Origin of the sequence: Amygdalobacter nucleatus, assembly GCF_029167365.1 — a bacterium.
Lineage (GTDB): Bacteria > Bacillota > Clostridia > Saccharofermentanales > Fastidiosipilaceae > Amygdalobacter > Amygdalobacter nucleatus.
Genome location: NZ_JARFNM010000001.1, coordinates 478,080 through 502,518, shown reverse-complemented (window position 1 = coordinate 502,518; position 24,439 = coordinate 478,080). Strand labels below are relative to the sequence as shown.

21 protein-coding genes and 4 tRNA genes are annotated in these 24,439 nt (G+C 39.2%); 2 read left to right on the top strand and 23 right to left on the bottom strand.

Annotated elements, in window-relative coordinates:
* Window positions 1-24 precede the first annotated feature (24 nt).
* The 20 genes from xseB to PYS62_RS02175 form a co-directional block, all read right to left on the bottom strand.
* A complete protein-coding gene (xseB, locus tag PYS62_RS02270; RefSeq protein WP_066714667.1) occupies window positions 25-264 on the bottom strand; it encodes an exodeoxyribonuclease VII small subunit in 240 nt (79 codons plus the stop codon).
* Window positions 265-274: 10 nt separating this feature from the next.
* Window positions 275-1,567 (bottom strand): exodeoxyribonuclease VII large subunit, encoded by a 1,293-nt coding sequence (gene xseA / locus PYS62_RS02265; protein ID WP_066714669.1) that lies wholly within the window; start codon window positions 1,565-1,567, stop codon window positions 275-277.
* 9 nt (window positions 1,568-1,576) lie between these two features.
* Window positions 1,577-2,125, bottom strand: coding sequence for a transcription antitermination factor NusB (gene nusB / locus PYS62_RS02260; RefSeq protein WP_066714671.1), 549 nt, complete (start codon window positions 2,123-2,125; stop codon window positions 1,577-1,579).
* 49 nt (window positions 2,126-2,174) lie between these two features.
* Window positions 2,175-2,411, bottom strand: coding sequence for a DUF2273 domain-containing protein (locus PYS62_RS02255; protein ID WP_066714672.1), 237 nt, complete (start codon window positions 2,409-2,411; stop codon window positions 2,175-2,177).
* A gap of 19 nt (window positions 2,412-2,430) precedes the next feature.
* Window positions 2,431-2,988: an alkaline shock response membrane anchor protein AmaP gene (amaP, locus tag PYS62_RS02250; RefSeq protein WP_066714676.1), complete on the bottom strand. Its 558-nt coding sequence runs from the start codon at window positions 2,986-2,988 to the stop codon at window positions 2,431-2,433.
* A gap of 27 nt (window positions 2,989-3,015) precedes the next feature.
* Entirely contained in the window at window positions 3,016-3,444 is a 429-nt protein-coding gene (locus tag PYS62_RS02245) for an Asp23/Gls24 family envelope stress response protein (protein ID WP_066714677.1), read from the bottom strand.
* Between the two features lie 63 nt (window positions 3,445-3,507).
* Window positions 3,508-4,065 carry an elongation factor P gene (efp, locus tag PYS62_RS02240; protein WP_066714679.1) on the bottom strand — a complete coding sequence of 186 codons (558 nt, stop codon included), beginning with the start codon at window positions 4,063-4,065 and terminating at the stop codon, window positions 3,508-3,510.
* A 69-nt stretch (window positions 4,066-4,134) separates the two neighbouring features.
* Entirely contained in the window at window positions 4,135-4,749 is a 615-nt protein-coding gene (locus PYS62_RS02235; RefSeq protein WP_066714681.1) for a YqeG family HAD IIIA-type phosphatase, read from the bottom strand.
* Window positions 4,746-5,591 (bottom strand): hypothetical protein, encoded by an 846-nt coding sequence (locus PYS62_RS02230; protein ID WP_315574136.1) that lies wholly within the window; start codon window positions 5,589-5,591, stop codon window positions 4,746-4,748. The genes PYS62_RS02235 and PYS62_RS02230 overlap by 4 nt, the downstream gene beginning before the upstream one ends.
* Before the next feature lie 266 nt (window positions 5,592-5,857).
* Complete coding sequence (locus tag PYS62_RS02225; protein ID WP_066714685.1) at window positions 5,858-6,949, bottom strand: D-alanyl-D-alanine carboxypeptidase family protein; 1,092 nt, start codon at window positions 6,947-6,949, stop codon at window positions 5,858-5,860.
* A gap of 98 nt (window positions 6,950-7,047) precedes the next feature.
* Window positions 7,048-7,120: transfer RNA gene (locus tag PYS62_RS02220), tRNA-Phe, on the bottom strand.
* A gap of 31 nt (window positions 7,121-7,151) precedes the next feature.
* Window positions 7,152-7,225: transfer RNA gene (locus PYS62_RS02215), tRNA-Asp, on the bottom strand.
* Window positions 7,226-7,449: 224 nt separating this feature from the next.
* The gene (locus PYS62_RS02210; protein WP_066714687.1) at window positions 7,450-9,093 is read right to left on the bottom strand and encodes a DUF4091 domain-containing protein; all 1,644 of its coding nucleotides are present in this window, start codon (window positions 9,091-9,093) and stop codon (window positions 7,450-7,452) included.
* 22 nt (window positions 9,094-9,115) lie between these two features.
* Entirely contained in the window at window positions 9,116-10,594 is a 1,479-nt protein-coding gene (locus tag PYS62_RS02205) for a glycoside hydrolase family 31 protein (RefSeq protein ID WP_066714688.1), read from the bottom strand.
* An 80-nt stretch (window positions 10,595-10,674) separates the two neighbouring features.
* Complete coding sequence (locus tag PYS62_RS02200; protein WP_066714690.1) at window positions 10,675-11,508, bottom strand: carbohydrate ABC transporter permease; 834 nt, start codon at window positions 11,506-11,508, stop codon at window positions 10,675-10,677.
* Window positions 11,505-12,404: a carbohydrate ABC transporter permease gene (locus PYS62_RS02195; RefSeq protein WP_066714692.1), complete on the bottom strand. Its 900-nt coding sequence runs from the start codon at window positions 12,402-12,404 to the stop codon at window positions 11,505-11,507. The genes PYS62_RS02200 and PYS62_RS02195 overlap by 4 nt, the downstream gene beginning before the upstream one ends.
* Before the next feature lie 87 nt (window positions 12,405-12,491).
* The gene (locus PYS62_RS02190; RefSeq protein WP_066714694.1) at window positions 12,492-13,823 is read right to left on the bottom strand and encodes an ABC transporter substrate-binding protein; all 1,332 of its coding nucleotides are present in this window, start codon (window positions 13,821-13,823) and stop codon (window positions 12,492-12,494) included.
* Between the two features lie 153 nt (window positions 13,824-13,976).
* On the bottom strand, window positions 13,977-15,329 hold the full coding sequence (locus PYS62_RS02185) for a glycoside hydrolase family 16 protein (RefSeq protein ID WP_066714696.1): 1,353 nt from the start codon (window positions 15,327-15,329) through the stop codon (window positions 13,977-13,979).
* A 118-nt stretch (window positions 15,330-15,447) separates the two neighbouring features.
* Complete coding sequence (pulA, locus tag PYS62_RS02180) at window positions 15,448-17,601, bottom strand: type I pullulanase (protein WP_066714697.1); 2,154 nt, start codon at window positions 17,599-17,601, stop codon at window positions 15,448-15,450.
* Window positions 17,602-17,675: 74 nt separating this feature from the next.
* A complete protein-coding gene (locus PYS62_RS02175; RefSeq protein ID WP_066714702.1) occupies window positions 17,676-20,090 on the bottom strand; it encodes a glycogen/starch/alpha-glucan phosphorylase in 2,415 nt (804 codons plus the stop codon).
* 201 nt (window positions 20,091-20,291) lie between these two features.
* On the opposite strand from PYS62_RS02175, the gene PYS62_RS02170 reads away from it, so the two are divergent.
* Both PYS62_RS02170 and PYS62_RS02165 read left to right on the top strand, forming a co-directional pair.
* Window positions 20,292-20,373 (top strand) — tRNA-Leu (locus tag PYS62_RS02170).
* A gap of 8 nt (window positions 20,374-20,381) precedes the next feature.
* Window positions 20,382-20,454: transfer RNA gene (locus PYS62_RS02165), tRNA-Val, on the top strand.
* A 163-nt stretch (window positions 20,455-20,617) separates the two neighbouring features.
* On the opposite strand, the gene PYS62_RS02160 is transcribed toward PYS62_RS02165, so the two are convergent.
* The 3 genes from PYS62_RS02160 to PYS62_RS02150 form a co-directional block, all read right to left on the bottom strand.
* Window positions 20,618-21,478, bottom strand: coding sequence for a sugar ABC transporter permease (locus tag PYS62_RS02160; protein ID WP_066714703.1), 861 nt, complete (start codon window positions 21,476-21,478; stop codon window positions 20,618-20,620).
* Window positions 21,475-22,881, bottom strand: coding sequence for a carbohydrate ABC transporter permease (locus PYS62_RS02155; protein ID WP_082714366.1), 1,407 nt, complete (start codon window positions 22,879-22,881; stop codon window positions 21,475-21,477). The genes PYS62_RS02160 and PYS62_RS02155 overlap by 4 nt, the downstream gene beginning before the upstream one ends.
* A gap of 67 nt (window positions 22,882-22,948) precedes the next feature.
* A complete protein-coding gene (locus PYS62_RS02150; RefSeq protein ID WP_066714704.1) occupies window positions 22,949-24,247 on the bottom strand; it encodes an extracellular solute-binding protein in 1,299 nt (432 codons plus the stop codon).
* Window positions 24,248-24,439: the final 192 nt, after the last annotated feature.

Below are 24,439 nucleotides of genomic sequence, written 5' to 3'. Positions count from 1 at the left end.
GAAAGCCACCTTTTCTTATAATAATTATGCTTCTTGCTTCGAACTTAATTCTTGTTCTTCGTCACCAACCAATTGTTTAATGCGCATTTTAGCATCGGTCAACTTGTTTTCACAAATTTTGCTGAGCTGCGTTCCGCGCTTAAACAAATCAATCGCTGTGTCTAAGGTCGTATCCTTATCTTCAATCTTATTAACAACTGTTTCCAGCTCCTTAAGAGCAGCTTCAAAGCTTAATTCTGCATCAACTTGCTTGTTCTCTTCCATCTCATTCTCCCTAATTAACTTGTTTGTTTAGTTCTTGTTTGGCCTCAACCTGGCAAGTTAGGTTACCATCAATCAATTGTAAGTCAACCAGTTCCCCGACAGTAATCTGCTTGACACTACTTAATTTTTGGCCGTTTTGTTTGCTGACATAGGCATAGCCTTGTTCTAAGCGTAGCAAAGGATTTGTAGCAAGTAAATGCTGATACTGTACAAAATAACTATGTTCAGCCTGCTTGTATACTAAGGCAAGGCTCTGCTTCAAACGATACGTAAGTTGTTCAAGCTTCTGTTTTTGCTTGATTAAAGGCAACTCCAAAGCCTGTAACATGCGCTGCTTAAGCCGATCAACTACTTCAAAGCGCTCATTTATCAATAAATCAGGCTCTGTTAAATAGCGGCACTTCTCTAAAAGGGCTAAACGAGTAGCGGCAATTTTGTTGGTCTGCTGTAAAGCTGTAATTAGCCTTGCTTGTAAAGCTGCAATTTGTTTAAGGTAACTGGCTTGATCTGGGAAAACTAACTCAGCAGCATTAGAAGGCGTAGAAGCGCGTACATCAGCTACAAAGTCGGCAATGGTAAAATCTGTTTCATGGCCAACAGCTGAAACTACAGGCACTTTCGCTTGATAAATAGCTCTAGCTAAAGCTTCATCATTAAAGCACCACAAATCTTCCATGGAACCGCCGCCACGGCCAATAATAATGACTGAAATATCATCGCGCACTTGAATTTTTTGCATAGCTCTGAGCATTTCGCTAGCAGCTAAATCGCCCTGGACATTGCACGGGAAAAGTAAAATATCTAAATTGGGATAACGGTAACGCCCAACTTTGATAATATCGCGAATAACAGCGCCCGAAGCTGACGTAACTACCGCCACACGCTTAGGCAAAATTGGCAACGGTCGCTTATGTTCAGGTGCAAACAAACCTTCTTCAGCTAATTTGTTCTTGAGTTGTAAGAATTTTTGATATAAAAGGCCTTGACCTTGTTGTTCAACTTGTAAAATATATAACTGAAATTTGCCATCACGAGCATAAAAGCCAGCTCTGGCTAGGCAAATAAGCTTGTCACCATCTTTGATTGGTGTAGTCAAGTTATTAGCAACGCTGCCGAACAAAACACAGCTAACTTGCGCTTGTTCATCTTTCAAGCTGAAATAATGATGGCCTGAGCTTGGATAATACTTATGTCCAGAAACTTCACCTTGAATATAAAAGCTTTGCAAAGATTGATTGTGCCCAATGAACTTCGTCATGAAGCTATTCAATTGATGAACAGTAACTATTACTCTTTCGCCCATATCCTAGCTCTAATCAACTGACTCTTTATTATCGGCTGAATCTTTATTATCAGCATACTTATAGCTAATAGTTTCAGTGATGCTTTCAGGTGCAATCTCCCTTAAATTCGCAATCTGCTCTAAATTAGATTTCACAACATTACCTAAAACAGCATTGACATAGGCACGCGATTTTTCTTCACCGTAAGCTTTAATAAGTTCAACTGCTTCGTTCAAAATAACACTGACAGGTACTTCTTTGCGATACAAAAGCTCATACGTTGCTAAGCGCAAAATTATCTTATCAATTTTAGGCAAACGAGAAATTTTCCAGCCAATCAAATGCGGCGCATAAACAGCATCAAGTGCTTCTTTTTCAGCATATACAGCTTGGGCTAATTGCGTTGATTCAGCTTGTTCTGTTTCATTCCAATTCAAATGATAAAGTTCCTGCATTGCTAACTCATGTTGCTTAGCCAAACTCAAAAATTGTTCGCTTTGTTCGTCGATATGCTCTGGCTGAAATTCAAATTGATACAATAATTGGAAAGACATTTCTCGCACATACCTTAAACTCATATTTAACGTTCCTCATCTATTCTAATTAGCAAATTATCTGCCTAATAAATCAGTGATGTTTACCAGGTGGAAAAAGCTTATCCAGTAAGTTCTTTAATTCTTCCTCATCATTGAAGTAGTGATTGCCTATATAATACCCAAGAAAAGTAAACAAGAAAAGAAAAAGGGTTTTCCAGAAGCCGAAAATCAAGTAAAGCATGGCCACTAAAAACGCCAAACTAGCGCCTAATACGCCAGCATCCTTTTCTTTTGCCTTTTCAATAAATGTCAACAAAAAATTTTTCATCGTTCACATCACCTGTACTCTATGGTCTACCATCTAACTTGGTACCAGCTATCTCTACTTTATTTACTTTGACTAAAACAGTTTTGACGCTGAGGCCAGTGTAACGTTCTACGTCTTTTTTGACGCGTTCCTGAATCTTTGACATATAAGTTGGAATATCAACTTCTGCAAAAACTGTACAATCTAATGTCAAAGTCAAATTACGGTCCTTATCACAAGCAGCTTTAGCTTTGGCTGCCTTGATACCAGCTTGTGCTGACTTACAAGCATTCAAAGCAATCGCTTCAATTGCCATCATGTCGATATTGATCTTACCTAATTCCGTTGCTTGAACAAGTTGCTTACTCATGCGACCATTTTCACGCGCATACAAGAAGATATAAGCTGCGACAACAATCACGAACAAGAGAAGCAATGAAAAAGCTATTTTTACAGTCACAATCTGACCATATATTCTCGTTTGTAATAGATTTTGCAAAAAGCTAAAACCTGTATATAGTGTTAGCAAAGAAAAACAACTTAACAAGCTGACTATAATTGCAAACACCATTAAAATTATTTGCTTTGATTTTTGCATATCATCTCTCCTTTATCAATCGTAAACTCAAAGTAGTCGCTGCGACAAACTTACATCCTTGATATGGACATTCACTTCTTCCACAATCAAATCTGTGTGACGTTCAACCTCGGCTTTAACATTTTCTTGAATTTGCCATGCTACATCAGGAATTGAAAAGCCATAATAAATTACGGGATAAACTGTGATAATTAAAGCTTGATTATCAGCAACATAAGCTACTTCTACACCGTTACCAGCATGTTCAACTCCAAGCGACTCCTTAAAATGAGCAATCAGACTAAACTCCAAGCTCTTAACGCCCTCTGTCTTCAAAGAAGCTTCTTTGGCATATTCGGCAATAAAGCCCAAAGATAAAGTGCGTTCACCTGCAGTCTGACTATAAATACTAGCTTCAGTTAATGATTCATTAGAATTAGCTGGGTTTAACAATTGTGTATGCTGATTTAACTCCATTTCTTCGCCTACGTGATTAAGAAAGAGCCGTTATCTGACTGATAACGGCTTTAACATGAAAAATTAAGCTCTTTCCATATATTCGCCGGTACGAGTATCAACTCTGACCTTATCGCCTTCATTGACAAACAGTGGAACTTTGATTGTTGCACCAGTTTCAAGTTTAGCAGCCTTTGTAGCATTGGTTGCTGTATCACCACGTACGCCTGGTTCTGTCTGCGTAATTACAAGTTCAACGAACAGAGGTGGCTCAACTGATAAAATATCATTCTCCCAGGAAATGACACGGCAAACTGTGTTTTCCTTGATGAACTTCATTGTCTCACCCACAATTTCATCTGTAAATGGATATTGCTCGTATGTTTCGACATCCATGAAATAGTGGAAATCACCATCGCTGTACAGATATTCCATATCACGACGAACGATGGTACCTTCTTCAAATTTCTCACTTGGGTTAAAGGAACGCTCAACTACTGCACCTGTCTTCAAGTTACGATAAGTTGTACGAACAAAGGCTGAACCTTTACCTGGCTTAACATGCTGAAACTCAACAACAGTGTAGATGTTTCCATCCATAACAAAGTTAGTGCCATTACGAAAATCGCCTGCTGAAATCATTAATTTTCCTCCATCATACCCAAGCAGCACTCGGGCAGTCCTCATCATAAAACATAATAATGTATAATTCTAACGCATTTTTGGCTTTTTTACGAGTAAAATCCAATCAAAATGCGTAGTAATCGCATATTTTTTTCTAAGTAAAGCTTCGATCCCCCGCTTTAGGCGAATATGCCAAAGCTCTTTTGCACTTATCGGCTCTAGCCAAACACTCTCTACTTTAGCTTTATTCGCTGTCCAAATATCAGTAATTAATTGATCACCAATAATTATACATGTGTTTCTAGCTAAATTATGTTTAGTTATAAAACTTAGAAGTGGCTTTAAAGCCGGTTTATTAGCTTTCTCGACATAATTCACATTTAAATCCCGTGAAATGGCTGTCAATCGCGCATTAGTTGCATTTGAAAAAAGATAAACTGTAAAACCAGCTGACTTAAAACGTTGAACAGCTTGTCTAGCCTCGCTATTTGCTTTTAGCTCACCATGTGGCATCAGGGTATTATCTATATCAACAAAGACATAGCGATAACCTAAAGCGTAATAATCTTCAACCGGCACGTCATTGATCTGTTTATAAAAGGCAGACGGCATGAACATCGCTTGTTTGCATTTTTCAAACTTTAGCTCACCTAAATCTGCAATATGTTCAATTAAACAAGGATTCAAATATTGTAATTTCATTTTTCCACCGAGTTAGCCGTCGTTTGGCTATTTACTAAATGACTGTTGACTTCAGGCTCTAGCTTTTGGATATTCATTTCCGTAGCCCAGGCAGAGTTCCATGGCATGGCGGCAAAAACATAGTGATGATTATTGTCATCGCCCTGGCGTTCGCAATAAAGCAGAAGCAAACTAATTTGATCCATACCATCACCAATTAAAGCGATACGATTCACTTCATTGTCTGTAATTTGCTTAGAAAAATAAGAACTTAAAGCTGATTCATTGATTGCTTTTTCACTATGTAAAGCCAAAATCAAAGCATTATCAGGGCCAGTTGTAAATTTTTTCGCCAACAAATAATGCATGTTATAAACTAGCTGAGTTTCCAAGGCACGTGTCAAACCAGGGTTATCAAAATAAGGTGCCAAGCCAACTTTATCGCGTTCATCGTTGATAAGCTGCCTTAATTCACTTTCGGCATTGGTGAGCCTATTTAGTTGCAACAAATTACGCTTGGGCAAACTATTCAAATTAAGCTCTTTCACTTCTTCAGATTCTAAATCAGCATTAATGTTTGAAAGTTCTTTATTGTCGCTTTTAACAGCTTCTAATTTCTTGCTAGAAGAATTAGCTTTTTCATATTCTATCTTCTCACTTGTTTCTTTAGGTTCTTCTGGTAGAGGCAAACTATCATTCGAATTAGCCTCGCTTATAGTTTCTGTTACAAATCTATTACCAACATTTTGAGTGGAAACAGTCTCTTGATCACTATTGTCAAGCGATTCAGATGGATTAACCTGGGAATTTGCCGCTGTCTCAGATAAAATCAGCCAAGGGCTCTTATCCTTAGATTCAGACAATTCAGTCGTCTCTTGGCAGGCTCCTAGCAGCAATGCCAAAACACATAAACACGCTAAACAAAAGCTTTGTCTAAGCGAACTAAACTTAATTTTCCACATACTTTCTGTTTCCATATAATTTAATCAACCTGCAAAACAACTGAAATATATTAGCACGAAACAGCAATTTCAGCAACGATTAGCAGCTTTTTAGGTTTAAGTATGTTCTGTCTGAAAATGAGCGCATGGAAAGCTAGGAAATAAACGAGCGTCCTAATTCATTCTAATTAAGCAGCTTTTTGTAAAAGCTCATCCATGATGTTCACTATATCCAAAGCTAGAGGATTAGCTTTCATCCCTTTGGTAAAGCTAGCATTCAATGTGACAATCACATATTCCTTGCCTTGATAAGCAATCAAAGTAGCCATTGTCTGCTTCGCTTCATCCGTATAGCCAGTCTTACCACCTAAAATATCCCACATAAACTCCCAGCGATTAGGAATTAATTCAAAGCGCTTGAAAACCAGATTGTTATATTCGAAGCCTTTGGGATGTTGTTCAGTTTTGGGTGCAATGTGTGACTTAGCGAGCATAATCTCGCGCAAAGCGGGATATTTGGCAATATAAGCAAGGCATTTGGCCATGTCATAAGCGCTTGTAACTTGTTTTGGATCATGCAAACCCGTTACATTCGTGAAATTCGTCTGGTACATGCCAATTTCTTTCGCTTTAGCATTCATTTTAGCCACAAAGCTGTTCAAATCAGGATCTACTGTTAGGGCTAACTGGGTGCTACATTCAGCACCAGAAGCCAAAAATAAGCCATACAAAAGCTCACGCGCACTTGTTTTTTCGTGAGGTAAGTAACCAGCCATAGAGGCATCAATTCGGTAAAATTCATGATACATATCTTCCGACATTGTTAACGGTGCATCTAAGTCCTTAATATTTTCATAGGCTAAAATAGAAGTCATCATCTTAACTAAAGAAGCAGGATATGCCTGTTCTAAGCCAGCTTTACTGAACAAAATTTTGGAATCGCTTAAATCTAGCACTAATATATTCTGACTATTAAATTGCAAATCTGCCCCAGCTAAATTTAAGGGAGCTTGTGCAGACTCTATTTTTAATTTTTCCAAAGCAAGCGTCTGCTTGTCTTTAGTTGGCTCAGTTTGTTCAATGGCAAAGCTATAACTAGGAATGATTTTCTCAGCTAATTCTTCGCCGTGCCTAGCTAAAGCATGTATCAGTAATAGAGCAATCAATAATAACAACAAGCAACTAGTCAATATCAGTAAATACAGCAATTTACGTTTCTTACGTCTATGTTTAACTGCTTTGCGCAAATTGGTGCAATCACTCGTATAATCGTTTAGCAAGGCTCTACTCCTTACAAATCTGTCGTATTAAGCAACATTATCATATTAAGCAACATTATCGCATTAAAAATAAAAGCCTAGGTATTAACCTAGGCTAATGCCCAGAGTCGGAATCGAACCAACGACACGGGGATTTTCAGTCCCCTGCTCTGCCGACTGAGCTATCTGGGCAAAAAATAGCGATCCTTCAGATCGCTAAAAGCGACGCAGACGGGCCTCGAACCCGTGACCTCCAGCGTGACAGGCTGGCATTCTAACCAACTGAACTACTGCGCCACATCTCTTTCAGTGCGGAACGCTGAACGCCTAATAATAATAGAATATCTTCTTATAAATGTCAACTGTTTATCTAACTTGATTTGTAAACTTATCTTTCTAACATTTACAAACGATAACTTGGCATAGCAAGCATAGAACAAGAATAACTAAAATGTAAGTAAAGCAAGGGGCAAGGTAGTTTGGAACTTGCCCCTGTTTTGTTTAATTCAGTTTAGCTCACTCTAAGCTAATTCAGCTAATCTAGCCAACAGCTTTTCATAGAGCTCACTTATTTTGCTAGGATCAGTTTCGTAAGTGTAATTGTTAGTAAATGCCTGATCTAATAACTCATAAAAATAAGCTTTATCTTTTTGATAGAGCACTTGGAACAAAGCTACATCTTCTGCGCCTCTGCGTTCTGACTCAAAGCGCATGCCAATATGCACATCTTCCAAGGTTGGATAAACAATAAAGGCATCACCACAAGGGAAATTCGTACCTATGCCAGTATGGTTAGGACAACTTGTGGCTTTGAATGGATCCATACCCTCTGGGAATTGATTCAAGCCCCAGTGTAAGAAGCCACACAATCTGTTCTTGGCACAGCCCCAGAACAACAATCTGTTCTTGAGAAGTGGACAATCTAGGAAGCGATTCAGCCAATAGCCTTCTGGTCCACAACATACATAAGCCCAAACAGTCTCGCCTAATTCAATCAGCTGGTCAAATTCAGCTTTCTGACGCTCATAACCAGCTGTACCTGGGACCCAAATATCAATGCCACCTCTAAATTTGGGTGAATCAACCGCCTCGATCACCCGTACATTTGGCAAATACTTACGCAAAATTGAAACTGCTAAATAATATTGGCGTCTGCGTGCCTGCAAGGCAGCCTCATCTTTATAGTGAATATCTGGCTCATCATGAATATGGAAGAAGATATTTTCTGCCCAACCATGCTTTTTAAGATAAGCTGCCAAGGCTTGCACAAAGCGCACTGTAAATTTGTAGCCTTCTATGCTATCAAACTCTAAGTCTTTGGCTAAAGCACACTTAAAGTTAGCTGTATACATATCTGGCATTCCATCAGGCAACTTGCCGCGATCTAACAACACGCCTAATTCCAAATTCTTTAAGCCACGCTTAAAGAATACATTAATCCGCTCAGTTAAATGTTCAAAATCAAACTTATAGTTGGCACGGTCAACTAGGCACTGCTCATCAAATTGCAGATAGAAGGTATTTTGACGTAAACGTTGCATTACTTCAGCATACTTATCCAGAAATGCCAAATAGGCTTTTTCAGTTTTACGTACATGATGCATGCGTTCGATGGCTTCTTCTGAGAACCAGTTAGTAAAATCAAATGTATCAGCTGGGACTAAGACATTATAGACACTAATATCCAAAGCCAATTCATATAAAAGGTCCTTAGCTTTAGCAATTAAGTTCACCTTATATTGACCAGCCTTCAAATTGGGCTTGGCCTTTAAGGAAACATAAGCTGCTAATTTGTTCCCACAAGTTGGAACTAGGCCAGTTTTGCATCGCTTTAGGCAATCATAAACTGTAAATGGAGCCAAACGAGTAGCATAAGCTGGTTTCACACTTGGTCGATCAGTTAAGACCATGGCACCACCTTGATTTTCGCCATCGCCTGTGTTGTATTCGACTGGAATTGCCTGCATCTCATAGTATTCAGCTATAAAATCGGAGCTATCAAGCTTAAACTCAACATTTTCAGCCTTGCTTTCCAAAAGCAATTGGAAAGAAGCGTAATTGTTCAAAGCCATTGCTAAATGCAAATTAGTTGGCACAATTTTGAGCTCACTATTAGGATAGAAAAATTCATCGTTTGCACTTAATAAACCTAATACATCTGCCATTGCAAAATCCTTTCTCAAATGATTAATCTAAGCGTTCCAATATGCAAAGCTTACGATAATCAGCTTTAAGGTTAATTGTTTGTTCACCAGCATATATCTTATCTTTATATTGCCATCGCCCTTTAGGTAAAGTCAATCTAATTTCTGTTTGATTTGGTAAGTCTGTGGGCGCAACTAAATATCTATCGCCAAGCATGAAATAGTTCATGATGTGTCCAAAGCCCGCTTTAGGGAAAACATATTCCAATAATCTTAAAATTGGTTCTTTCGTCACCCGAGCGTCTTTAATTAGCTGTTCAATATACGGCCACAATTCTGCCCTTTGCTTAAGCATCTTGTTAACCAAATCAGCTTCTTCACCCAAAACCTTGCTTGGCAAAATAGAAAATTGCACATTGGGAAATAATAAGGCAATCTGGCAATGAGCTAAGAACAAATCCTTATCATGCTTAATTCCAGCTAACAAGTCCTTAACCTCACCACCGCCAATCATGTCAGCAGCCATAAACGGATGGCCGCCTAAGCCTAAAGCCAAAGCCGCTGGCACAATTGCCTTGATCCCATTTTCATCATAGCTATGCCGTTTGTCAGCCAAACGCTCGAACAAATTAAGGCCCGCGCCATTAAATTCAGCCCTAAGTTCGTTATAGTCATAATTACTTGCAAATTTGGCCCAAATATAGCTCTGCAAGTCTGGCTCATGCTCTGGCAAATAATACATGCTATCGCCACCATCAAACTTAAAGCCATCAACACCTAAGGCCTGCAAATCTGCTAATTTACTACGTAAGTAATCTAAAGCAGCTTCTTTACACAAATCCAAGCAAGCTGAGCTTTCATTCCACCATCTGAGCGAAAAAGACTCGCCTTTATCTTTTAACAAAATATCCTGTGCCAAACAGTCAGCATAAGCCTTTGTGCCAAAGCTAACATATGGACAAAGCCAAAGCATAACTTTGAAGCCAAGGCTGTGCAATTTGGCAAGCATTTTAGCTGGCTGTGTAAACTTGAGTGAGTCAAATTTGAAAGAGCCGTATTCATCACACCACTTATCATCAATGATGATTGTGCCCTTAGGCAAGCCTAAGGCTAAAATTTGCTCAGCATAATCAAGCACTTTTGCTTCTGTCACATCAAAAGGTGCATGCATCCAGGTATTATAGATTGGATATTCAAACAAAAAATCTGGAACTGTAATGGCCTCTTTGGCAAAGAAATGGTTAGCGGCATACAAATAGGCGCCTCTTAGATTATCTAAGCCATCGACAAATTCTACTTCAGAATCAACTGTAAGCACACCATGCTTAAATTCAGCAACAAAACCATTAGGAGCGTAAACTAAGCGACCACAATTACTCAAAAGTAACGGTTGCATTTGATTTGGGGTTGGATTATTTTTCAAATCAACTTGTAAATCAGTTTCGGCGCTATATGGCATATTCAAAGCATACGAGCTTACAGCAGCGTACCATAGCTCATTTTCTAAAAGTCTAATCTGCATTTAATTCTCCTTATTTCAAAAAAGGCTAAGTTCTCACCTTAAAGCAAGTTAGAACTTAGCCATAATAACAAGTCCAAAAATCAACCTTTGACAGCACCTTGTGTAACGCCGCTGATAATTAACCTCTGCATCAAAATATAAATGATTGTCAATGGTAAAATACCCAAAATCAGCATTGGGAACAAACTAGCCCAGTCGGTTGAGAATTGACCAACGTTACGGTAAACTTCCTGCAAAATAACGTCTTTGGATCTTGAATGTAAGAACAAAGAAGGATTCAAATAATCATTCCAGGTACCTAACATAACAATGATGCTGACTGTAGCAATAATTGGTTTCAACAGAGGAATAACAATTCTAAACAAAACTGCATAGACACCACAGCCATCAATTCTAGCTGACTCTTCAATTTCTTTAGGAATAGCTGAAACGATAAATGACTTAATCAAGAAGACAGAGCTAATCGTACTACCAGCTGCGCCAATCAAAACAACTGAGAACAAATTATTGACCAAGCCTAAAGCACTGATCAATCTGTACAAGCCAGACAAGCCCATTTGAACTGGAATCATCATACCTACTAAGAAAAACATGTAGATTACATTGTTAAGTTTGCTCTCATGGCGAGCTAAGGCATAGGCAGCAAAAGTACTTACGGTAATGTTGATAACAACCGTCATAATTGCCACGAAAATTGTATTTGCTAATGCACGTGGAAATTGCATATCATTAAATGCCTTAACATAACCAGCAAAGCTAAATGATTTAGGCAAGGCAAAAGGATGGGCAGCTACCTCTGTACCTGTTTTGAAAGTAGAAACAACTAGGTAATAAACAGGTACCATCCAGATAATGACTAAAACCAAAATAAAGGCAAAAATCAGCCAATTAACCATTTTTTCACGTCTCATCATGACACCTCCTTTTCCCATTTCTTAAGAGCAGCTAGCAAAATCATGGTGAAAATCATAACAATAATAAAGAAGACAACGCCAAAGGCTGCCGCCAAGCTATAGTTACCATCGTTAAAGCCGAATTGAATCATCGCACTGATAATCGTCTGAGTAGAATAGCCAGGTCCGCCACCTGTCATAGCCTGCACAATATCGTAGACTTTCAAGCCACCGATCAAGGAACTGATAGTTACAACAGTTACACCAGGATAGAGCAAAGGCAAAGTGATACGTCTAAAAATCTGCCAACTATTAGCACCATCAATTCGCGCAGCTTCAATCATGTCTTCAGGAATTGTCTGCAAGTTAGCTAAGTAGATAACAACAGCCCAACCAACCCATTGCCAAACTTGGGTAAAGATAATCGAAGCTAAGCCGTATTTGCTGCTCAAAAATCCAACAGGTTGCATGCCTAATTTAATTAAAATTTGGTTAACCAAACCAGTCTCGCTTGGTCCTAAAATCACCTGCCACAAAAAGCCCATAACTAAAGGCGAAAACATGGCTGGCAAGAAGAAAGCAGCACGGAAGAAATTCGAGCCTTTGATCTTACGGTTCAATAGTACTGCCAACGGAATAGCTATCAATGATTGGAAGAATGTCATATAGAAAGCATATTTAATTGAATTCAACAGTGCGAGCTTTAACTCAGCCATTTTGAAAACCATTAAATAGTTCCTAAAACCAACAATCGAATAATCAATGACATGAAATTTGTTGTAATTAGTAATGCTGAAATAAAAGGTGCTAAAAAACGGTACTGCTACAAACATAATGTACAGTATTAAAGCTGGTAGCAGCAAAGCCTCAATTTGCAGCGTTTCTTTGAAAGAACGTGAAAATAATTTTTTGTGCATTTTTCTTCCTTTGCTTCTAAAAAAGAAGGTATTAAATACCTTCTTTTCTAGAATAATATTTAAATCAAAACATCAAAGTAAATAGCCTTACTTCTTTTGAGCCATTATTTCTTCAACTTTTTGATCCATTTGCTTCATAACATCTGCAACAGTGCCGTTACCTTGGATAACTTCCTGTAAGCCTTTACCTAAAGCTGTGTTATAAGCATCAGAGCACTTCCAAACGAACCATGGGCAATAAACATTTCCTTTGTTCAAGACTTCCTTAACGCCTGTGAATTCCTCAGGTAACTTAATGTTAGCGTCTTCTAAGAAGGAACCGCTACCTGGTGAACCAGCGCAAAGAGCTTGTTGACCTTCTGGTGTAGCCATCAATTCGATAACCTTCAAAGCAGCATCTTTGTTCTTGGACTTAGCGTTAACACCATATGTAACACCAGGACCACCGATCAAGTACTCGTTGCCTGCTTTTGTACCAACGAATGGCATCATGTCGAACTTCAAGTTTGGATTAGCTTCTTTGATAGCCTTAACTGCCCAAGGACCAGATTCCCACATAGCAGCCTTACCTTGAGCGAATTGCTTCAAAGCTGTATCATAGTCGATTTGTAACATTTCAGGTGAGATATAGCCGCCCTTGATGTATGCATCAGCCCATTTATTAACGATTTCTTCTAACTTAGAACCGCTGAACTTAGCCTTACCATCACGTATTTGAGCGTCGAAGTCACGACCAGCGTCTGTCTGCAGGTAATCAACTGTAGCCAAACCTAATGGGCTCTTAGCCAATGGCTCCCATGATTTGTTACCCCAAGCTTGAGGAACAATACCAGCATCCTTTAACTTCTTGTGAACTTCCATCATCTCAGCAAAAGTCTTTGGAACAGCAATGTTGTTCTTTTCAAAGATTTCTTTGTTGTAGAAGATACCTTCAAACCATGAAATACCAGGAACACCATATACCTTGCCATCACATGAGATTGAATCGATAGAAGCTTTTGAATACTTCTTGATGAATGGTTGATCTGTCAAATCCATCAAATAACCAGCACGAATGTGCTCTTGTGATTCACCAGATGGCATAATATCTGGGCCTTCACCAGCTTGTAACTGTGTCTCTAATGTGCCCTTGAAATGGTCAACATCAACAAAGTTAAACTCGATCTCGATGTTAGGCAACTTCTCTTTTGCCAACTTCAAGAAATCAGCAACAGTCTCTTCCTTGTTCCAATACATCATGCGAAGTTTAACTTTTTCGCCACTCTCAGCCTTAGTAGCCTTAGCATCAGTCTTGCTCTCTTGAGCTGCTTTTGTTTCTTCTGCTTTAGCTGCCTTTGTTTCAGCTGGCTTCTTCTGAGCTGTGCAAGCTGCTAACATTGTTGCTGCTAGCACAATACCTGCTAATCTTTTCATTTTCATTTGGTAAATACCTCCATGTGGGCTTCATTCTAGCATAGCTTTTTAGAAAAAACAAACACCATTGGCATGTTAAATGTTCCATTTTTTGTTCAATTTGCACAATTTAGCTGCAAATTAATTAAAATAGCCCAATTTAGCCATGGTTCGCCCAAATTACATAAACTGTAATTCGTTAATGGCAAAATGGTGCCACGTCAAGTTAGCATCCAGCACCTTTACACGCACGTGTTTTGTCGTAATTTTATTGTCAAACTCAAGCTCCATCGTTTCAACTTCAGAACTATTCTGCATCCAATTAAAATGATGGACTTGCCCTGCTTGAAGCCATTCACCACTTGCTTCATCCAAGTATTCAACAATTAAATTCGTGATACCTTGGCCTTGACCATAATGCGTGTATAACTGCATCTGCTTTAATTCTCTAGGCTCTTTGAAATCGGCATAGATATTGACAGGGAATTTAGGATCATCACAGCTTTGTAATGTCGTTCCCATATTGTCATCATTCAGGTGACCTGGTTGATGATACCAGTCCCAGGTGAAATCGCCACCAAAGATAGCAGCTCGGCTCGGTATCTCATTAGCTTTTGCTTCAGCCTTTTGAGCTTCTTCTGCATCTTCATTCAACATATCCGCTGTCTTATAGACACGGAAATAATCTATATCAAAGCTCTTAGGATATGCCTGATTTTCATCTACTGGTCCCTGCCATGAAAAGAGTCCACCCCAGGATTGATAAATACCTAACAGCGTATACATCTTGTAATCTGGTGATTGTTTGGTGCTGCGGACTAATTGGCCATCAAAGTACCACTTCATCCCCTCTTTGGTCCATTCAAAGCCATAAATATGATAATCCTTGCTAATATCGCCATCTACCCAATAATTCAGGCTCTGTTTCCTTATCACAGTGTCGTACCAGGGGTGAATAGTTACCCAAACTTTACTCTTATTCGGATGAATGTCCTTACCTAAAATCTCAAAAATATCTACTTCGGCTGATTTATCATACTTGTATTGATCGCCAATCATCCACCAAGCACTATGGATACCTCCACCATTCTGAGCCTTAGCTCTTAATTCAAAGTAGCCATATTTCGTAGCATAATTATCAACAGCTGGGAAATGGCCACTTATTGGCAAAGTCTTATCCCAAATATGGAGTCCATCCTTCATACCCGTCTGAATACTACTAATTTGTTGCTTAGTCCCTGGACGCCAGCCTGGCTGATACTGGTCAATCATTAATTTAATTCGGCCATTACCAAGGGCATAATTAGCTTTAACTAAGTCTAGCTCAGACCAATGTGTCAGATAAACATCTGAGAATAACGAGCGATCAAGCTCCGTTCCATCAAATTCTGCCTGTTTAACTAATTGCCATTTGCTAGCTTCAGGATCTGGCAAATAAGGGCTGTATGTTTCTGCTTGTACAACTTGTTCTAGTGCCAGTGAAGCTAGGCCAGCTAGTAGCAAGCTGCACAATTTCAGTCCTATTTTTTTCATGTTATTTCAACCTTTTCTACAAACATTTTCGTTCAACGTTAGCACTATGTAGTCAAGCTGTCAACAAAAAGCAGCTTCTCTATGAGAAGCTGCTTTTCTTTAATGAATATCACTAAAACTATAAATTGCGTGTCACCACAATGCTCATAGCTGCTATTTTGAGTTCTCCCTCCACCTCATTATTATGAAGTTGCATTTTATCAGCCAAAAGAATACGTGCTTTTCGTTTCAACTGATATTTGTAATCATAAGGAGTTGGATTGATATAGACTGTTAAGTCATTGATTTTGTAAAGCAAAATATCATAAAAGTCCTCAAAGCTGCAAGCTTTGGCTATTTGAGCTGGAGACTTTAAGCGAAATTCTGGATTTTCACGTCTTAACTTAATTAAAGCACGGCAATAATCAACCACGTCATGCTGTTTAATCGTATCGTACCAATTGATTGCATTCGGTTTGTCACCAGCATTATAGGTGTTATCAGCTCCACCCTTGCTACGCATGAATTCTTGACCGCAGTGAATAAACGGCACACCTTGCGCTAAAATGGTCAAAGCTAAGCCCAGCTTAACGCGTTGTTTGCACTCAAAAGCATCACTTGCAGCATGACAGTGCTGTAATTTATCGAAAAATGTCATGTTATCGTGACATTCCAAATAGTTGATTGACTGACTGCAGCTACGCAAGCGTCCATCTAAACAGGAACCTAGCAGAAGGTCCTTCGCTAATTGCACTTTGCCCAAGTTGCCTAAGCAATAGCCACAATCACAGATGGCATCCATAGAAGTTTTTCCTTTGATCGTATCTCTGAAGGCATCATTGAAAAAGCCAATATCTGGCATTTTGTAATTGTGATACATCATCGCTTTCATATTGTCAGCCAAAACAGTTGGCATATTCCAGCCCTCACCATAGATCATGAAGTTTGGCTTAAGTTGCTTAAGTGTATAAGCAATTTCATTCATTGTCGTAATGTCAAGCAAGCCCATCAAATCAAAGCGCAAGCCGTCAATATCGAAAATTTGCACATAGCGCACGCACATATCGACAATGTATTTGCGCAGCATCTTAGCTTCCGAGCGAATTTCATTACCACAAAATGAACCATTTGACAGATATTCTGTATCAAAGTAACGGAACGGGTAATATGGCACCAGTTTTTCTAAAGCATAATCATCTGCATGCCCTACATGATTGAAAACTACATCAAGATTAACTCTTAAATCATGCTGGTGTAAAACATCTACTACATGCCTTAATTCATTGACCCGATTATATGGCGTATCTTCACTAAGGAATGAGCCTTCTACAACATTGTATTGCTTGGGATCATAACCCCAGTTATAGGAACTGTAGTAATCAGCTTCAGGATAAGAGTCAAAATCAAGCACAGGCATGAGCTGAACATGGGTAATACCCAAACTAGTCAGGTAATCTAAGCCAGTAGGACGACCAAAGATATTCGTACCTGTTTCAGTTAGGCCTAGGAACTTACCCTTTTCTTTCACATCACTAGAACTGTGCATGGTCAAATCGCGGACACTCAGCTCATAAACAACAGCATCAACGTTAGACTTACAGACAGTTTTGGGTTTATATACTTTGTGCAAAAATTTGGCTGGATTAACCACAACTGAAGCTTCTGCATCACGCAAACTAGCGTAACTATAAGGGTCGATAGCGCTCTTATGCTCACCATTGAAATTCAGTTCATAGACATAAGCTATCTGATCCAAATCGCCATGCACAGTAACTGTATAAACGCCTTTATGCCCGCGCTCCATAGGATAAAATTCATCACACAATTTACCTTTCGTCCCAGGCTGACATTTTAGAGAATAATCAGGCTGCATAATATCTTTGGCTTGACCTAGTATATGCAAACTCACTTGATTAGCTGTCGGAGCCCACACTTTGAACGTAGTCATTTTCTTGGTGTATTGTGGGCCTAAATCTTGCCCTTGATAAAAATAATGCTGATCAAAGCGTTCTGTTGAAACAATATGTCGCCATTTAGCTGGTAATGAATAGTGCAAATCACTTGATTTAGCCTCTTTCCAAGCTAGGCGATAAACCTCACCATATCGGCAATCAGCCTCTAACTTAGCTTCCACTAAATAAGCGCTATCTGATTCTTTGGCAATTTGGAATTGACAATTTACAGCTTTATCATCACAAAAAAGCTGCCATGTTTGCACACAAGCTGGATCAACTGGCTTGTAGAGCTTAAATCGCAGCAAACGATAGTCATCAATAAAACATTCAACCCGCATATTTTTATCCTTTGCTAGACAAAAGAACAGCAAGCGACAGTCATGCCACTGTAGCTTGCTGTTAAAAGCTTAGACTACTTCAACTTTGAATTGTCAATTGCTTTGATATGCCATACATCACGAACATAATCAAGGATTGTTCGGTCGGATGAGAAATAAGCGCTCTTAGCAATATTGAGTAAGCAAAGTCTTGCCCAAGCAGAACGATCACTGTAAAGAGCATTGATATGCTCATGGGCTTTGACATAAGCAGCAAAATCGGCCAAAACAAAGTACTCATCATTACGAATGATCAAGTCATTGTAAATATCGATGAAATCATCTTGAACAGAACTGAATGTACCGTCCAACAAGGAATCTACAGCTTGCTTGATACGGGCGTCTTGCTTGTAATAGTCAACACTGGAATAAGTAGAACGCATATTCTCAATTTCATTAGCTTTGAGACCGAAAATTTCACAATTTTCAAGGCCAACTCGCTCTGAAATTTCAACGTTAGCACCATCCAAAGTACCTAAGGTAATTGCACCGTTCATCATGAACTTCATATTACCTGTACCAGAAGCTTCCTTACCAGCTGTTGAAATTTGTTCAGAAACATCGCTCGCATTCATCAAGTATTCAGCAACTGTAACACGATAGTTTGGAATGAATACAACTTTGATGAACTTAGATGCAACTGGATCATTGTCAACTTTCTCAGCCACACAGTTAATTAACTTAATGATTTTCTTAGCTAAAACATAAGCTGGAGCTGCCTTGGCACCAAAGAGGAAAGTCGTCTTTGGCATTGTGAAAGTTGGATATTGCTTAATTCTTTGATAAAGGTAAATTACATGCAAAATGTTCAAAAGTTGACGCTTATAAGCGTGCAAACGTTTTGCCTGTGTATCGAAAATAGAATTTGGATCAACTTCGATCTGATAATTATCCTTTAGGAAACGGCAAAGAGCCAACTTACGTTGATACTTAACTTTCAAGAACGCCTCTTGCAATTTCTTATCGTCAATATATTGCTCCAACTTCTCAATCTGTGTGAAGTCGTGCTTAAATTCAGGTCCAATTGTCTTTTCCAACAAGTTTGTAAGTTCAGGGTTGGAATACAAGAGCCATCTTCTTTGAGTAATACCATTTGTCTTGTTGTTGAATTTCTCCGGCATCAAGTTAAAGAAGTCTCTGAATAGATCCTCAACCAAGATCTTACTATGCAACTTAGCAACGCCGTTAACGCTGAATGAGCCAACAATACTCAAATGAGCCATCTTGACTTGATTGTCTTGGATAATGGCTGTGCGCTCAACCAAATCACGGTCATGTGATTGATTGTAAACAGTTTCACGGAAGCGACGGTTAATTTCTTCAATGATGGTATATACACGTGGTAAAAGTGTACGAATATATTCAACTGGCCACTTCTCCAAAGCTTCTTGCATAACTGTATGGTTAGTGTAAGCAAAGACCTTGCTGACGATTGACCAAGCCTTATCCCACTCATAATTGTATTCATCAAGGAAAATACGCATTAACTCTGCAACGCTCATAGCAGGGTGTGTATCATTCAACTGAATACAAACCTTCTCAGCGAAATTATCCAAATTAGGATTCTGCTTCAAATGCTCACGTACAATGCTGCCTAAACCAGCTGCAATAAAGAAATACTCTTGCTTAATACGGATGTATTTACCTTCAACCGTGCTGTCATCTGGGTAAACATTCAAGCAAATTTTGTTAATGCTGTTAAGGTATTTGATAAAATCTTGATCAGCTGGGAAATTATCGCTAGCTTCGGCTGACCACATTCTTAACACATTTGTGCACTTAGTATCAGCACCAACAACTGGCATATCATATGGAACAGCCAAAACCTCTTGTGCATTCACATGTTCAAAGTTCAAACGACCTGTTTCGTAATTCATTGTGATTCTAACATCACCATAGAACTTAACTTTAACTGCTTCATCAGGATGACGTGTTTCCCAGGCATTGCCATAACGCAGCCATTGATCAGGAACTTCTACCTGCTCGTTGTTAGTAATAAGTTGTTTGAACAAACCATACTGATAACGGATAGTATTACCATTACCTGGCAAATGCAATGTCGCAAGTGAATCTAGGAAACAAGCTGCCAAGCGGCCTAAACCACCGTTACCTAAACCAGCATCACTTTCAATATCTTCAAGTGTATTCAAATCAATGCCGAAATCAGCTAAGCCCTCTTGCACTACCTTATACAAACCTAGGTTCATTAAATTATTAGTTAACAAACGGCCAAGCAAAAATTCCAAGCTAAAGTAATACATCTTCTTGGCTGCCTGTTTTTCAAGATAAGTGTTTGTCTTGTAAACATTGGAATTGGCATGTGCCTTAACTAAACTTGCTAAAGTCAAAAATTTCTCAACATCTGTTGCCTGTTCGATTGACTTACCGTAATTGCTACGCAAAGTCTCGACAAAAGCCTGCTTAAAACTTTCTTTAGTATCAAAAAACATGATTTACTCCCTTTGTTTCGTTTTATATGCAAAACTAATTTATCATTCTGAATTTATCACAATTCGGCCAAACTTAAAAGCCAAAATTGCCAGTCTCGTGATTTATCACATATTTATCACATGCTAATTAAATCAAATCGCAAATTTGCCTATTGACAAATGATTCTCTTTCACTTATTATCTTACCTGTTCACAGCATTTGCTGGCGTGATGGAATTGGTAGACGTACTGGACTCAAAATCCAGCGGGGCGACCCGTGCCGGTTCGACTCCGGCCGCCAGCATTTTTTATGGAAGATTAGCTCAGCTGGGAGAGCACCTGCCTTACAAGCAGGGGGTCGTCGGTTCGAGCCCGGCATCTTCCATTTTTTATATTCAGTTGCAACTAGCGATAGTTGCTTTTTTTATACTCTTTTTAAGTCAGACACATATTGTTATTTAATCCGAAGCTCCCCCCTCACCTCTTCATATGGGCATAAAAAAAGGAGCAATTGCTTGCTCCCTTTTAAGTCTAACACCAAAGCTATATCAGCCTTTAGCACCACCAGCAGTCACACCACCAACATAGTACTTCTGCATTGAAATAAACAGAATCGTAATTGGGATAGCGACTATAACGGCGCCAGCGCAGAACTCAGTGAAATAGTTATAAATATTTTCACGTGACAGCATCTGATACAAGCCAAGTGCGACAGTATATTTGTTATAGGCATCTTTCATGATAACGGATACGAAAATAAAATCGACCCAAGGACCAATAAATGATGTCAAAATCGTATAGATAACAACCGGTTTACTCATTGGCAAAATGATATTCCAGAAAACCTGATTCTTCGTGCAACCATCAACTAAGGCAGCCTCATCAATACTTCTGGGAACAGTGTCAAAGAAGCCCTTAACAATATAGTAGCCCATAGCTGCACCACCGCTATACACCAAAACTAGTGCTAGCAAGGTTTGGGTCAAACCAAATGCCTTCAAAATATGATAAATCGCAATCATACTCATAAAGCCTGGGAACATACCCAAAACAAGGATAACATTCATCAACGGTTTACGAGCAGCGAATCTCAAACGACTGAAAGCATAACCTGTCAACAAAACCAAAATTGTTGTGATGATACATGAGAACACAGCAACAGCAAAGGTATTCATAAACCAGAGTGGGAAGTTGAAGAGCTTCGTATCTGTAAACAAATTAGTATAGTTAGCTAAAGTCCAGCCCTTTGGCACAATATACGAAATGAAAGCGCCCTTTTCCTCACGGAAACTTTGCATGACCAACCAAACAACTGGCAAAATCCAAATAACTGAAAGTACCAGCAAGAATAGATGGATAAAAATATCATAGAGTAAATGGGAAGCTTTAAGTGATGAATATTTCTTCATTGGAACTGATCCTCCTCTTTTACTGCTTTAGCGTTGTTATAGGCAATCAAACTGATCACAGCGGTAATAACGAAGATGATAATACCAATCGTACTAGCCAAGGCGTAGTTCTTCTCAGATACCGTCAACTTATACAACCAAGTTACGAGCAAATCAGTTTCACCTGCTTGATACAAATCCAAAGTTTTAGGATCACCACCTGTTAAGAGGTAAATGACGTTAAAGTTATTGATGTTACCAACAAACTGGGTAATCAAGTAAGGGGTAGTTACCTGCAACATGTAAGGCATTGTAATTTTGGTAAATTGTTTGAAAGGGCTAGCGCCATCAATCAAGGAAGCCTCATACAAGTTTTGCGGAATATTCATCAAAATACCGGTGCAGATCAACATGGTATATGGAATACCAACCCACAAGTTGACCACGATAACTGTAATCTTAGCTAACAATGCATTGCTCAAGAATGGGATGTAATGCTTGATCCAACCTAAGTTGAGTAACAAGCCGTTCAAAGGACCTTGATCCAACAAGAATTTGGAAACCAACAGCAAGGACACGAATTGAGGTACAGCAATCGTGATAACGAACATTGTACGCCACAACTTCTTGAAACGGACTCGCTTCTGATTGATGATCAAAGCCAACACAATGCCTGCAATGTAGTTCAAGAACGTAGCAAAGAAAGCCCAAATCATCGTCCAAACGAACAACTTCTGGAAAGTCTTAGCCCACAAAGGATTACCGACAAAGACTTGATGGAAATTGCTCAAGCCAACCCATGTAAACAGATTGCCCGGTGGTTGGTGGTTTTTATCGAAATTGGTGAATGCCATCAAAATCATGAAGATAAGTGGCAAAACAGTAAATAAAATAGTTAAAATAGCTGGCAATGCTAAAATTGTAACGTGGAAACGCTCATTGAGTAAGGCTTGACATTCCTCTTTGAAAGATTCTGGACGCTTACCTTCTGCAATTAAGCATTGATTTTTGTAAGCATGTTTAACGTTACTGTAATGGAGAGCAATGAAAACTAGCCACAAGACAATTGCGATAACACCGAATAACAATAAGAGCATTGAGTTATCGCCCTTTTGTACCATGTACAAGCCAGTTGCTTCATCGAAAACTTCACCTTGTTGCTGAGTGCCTAAGGTTGGAAGCATACGAATGAAATAGAAGCCATCATTAACCATATAAGCAATGAAAGCAACCTCAAAGCATAAATAAGCTAGGCCATGTACAACTTGATGATTAAGGAAGCTGCCTGCACCCATCACGATATAAGACAGACGAGTCTTATAATCGCCTTTTACAAAAAATGTAACGTAATTAACAAAAAAGGCAGCCACTGCATGGAAAAGCTTTGCAAGTGTTGCCTTAAACTTATTAATGTAATTACTCATACTGTCCCCTTTAATAAAGAAAGGCAGGCTCACTAATGAGCCCACCTCTCGTCTCGGCAACTAAGCCTCATTTTTTAGCTTCTTGCTTAACTTGAATTTGTTTTACCATCTCATCAAGTAATTCCTTAACGCTCTTGCTGTAATCCTTAGCTTCCATTGTTGTACCGAAAGCTTCAGCTGGACCCCAATATGTGCCCAAAACATCATTTTGTGATACAGCGAATGGTTGTTGAGCGATCAATGCTGCCAAAGCAACATCCTTCTTAACAGCTTCACTAGCAGCTACCTTCTTGTTAGCTGGGCCTGTTTGACGCATTTCAAAACGTTTAGCCTGAGACTCTTCACTTGTCAAGAAACGAGCTAGATCCATAGCTGCCACTGGGCTCTTTGTATGAGCATTAACGCCATAACCCTTGTAACCAGCGAATGAACCTAATTGTTTCTTCTGGCCAGCGATTGTAGCTTCTGGCAACTTAGTTGCAGCATAGCCTTCGCCTAAAATGCCCTTAACGTCAGCAGCGTTCCATGTACCAGAAACGAAAGCAACCAATTTGCCGTCCTTCAAAGCAGCCTTGAACTCATCATCTGTACCTGTCATGAAAGCTTCGTTAGCTGTGAAAGCCTTGATAGCTTCGCCGGCTGCAACGCCGTTTTCATCATTGAAGTTAACCTTTTGGATACCGTCTTTGTCAACTTCGAACTTACCGCCATTAGCCAAGAAGAAGGAAGCGATATACCAACCATTGGAAATATCCATGCCAACTTTCTTGTTAGCAGCCTTTGCTTTCTCGAGCATCTTATCCAAATCCTTGACATCGTCAGCGCTGAAGAAGCGGCTATCATAGTACAAGAAGTAACCATTATCTGCAGCAAATGGGAAGCCATAAACATTCTCACCCATTGTGAAGGCCTCAAGACCTGTGCCTTCTTCTTTGATTTGCTTCAAATCATCAGGACGAGAAATTTTGTACAAAGCCTTAGCCTCAACTAAGCCTCTCATCTGATCGTTAGGATAAGCAAAGACATCAGCAGCTGCATCAACGTCTTCCAATACCTTTGTCTGAGCATCAGGCTCACCAACAACACCCAATTGAATGTCATATTCATTGTCTTTGTTAGCTTCTTGGAAAGCTTTAACACGCTCTTTCAAGAACTCTTGGTCATCCTGTGAACCCCAGAGTTTCAAACTATACTTCTGACCTGTGACCTTTGTAGCTTCTGCCTTTGTTTCATCAGCTTTCTTGTCATTCTTTTTGGCCTCAGCTTTTGTCTCTTTGGCAGCTGGTTTAGTCTCTTGCTTAGGTGCGCAAGCTACTAAGCCGAGCATCATTGAGCTAGCTAGTAATACTGAAAATAACTTTTTCATTACTTTCTCCCCTTTCAATCGTTAAACGATCTCATAGCATTTATAACTATTTATTTATCTAAAATATACAAAAGTTTCTCACAAAAATCAAGGTTGCCTAAATTACTAAGATTTTTTCATGCACTATGCACAAAAAACGTGATAATGTGCTCTATATCACACAAATAGAGGTCTATAAAGCTGCACAAATTT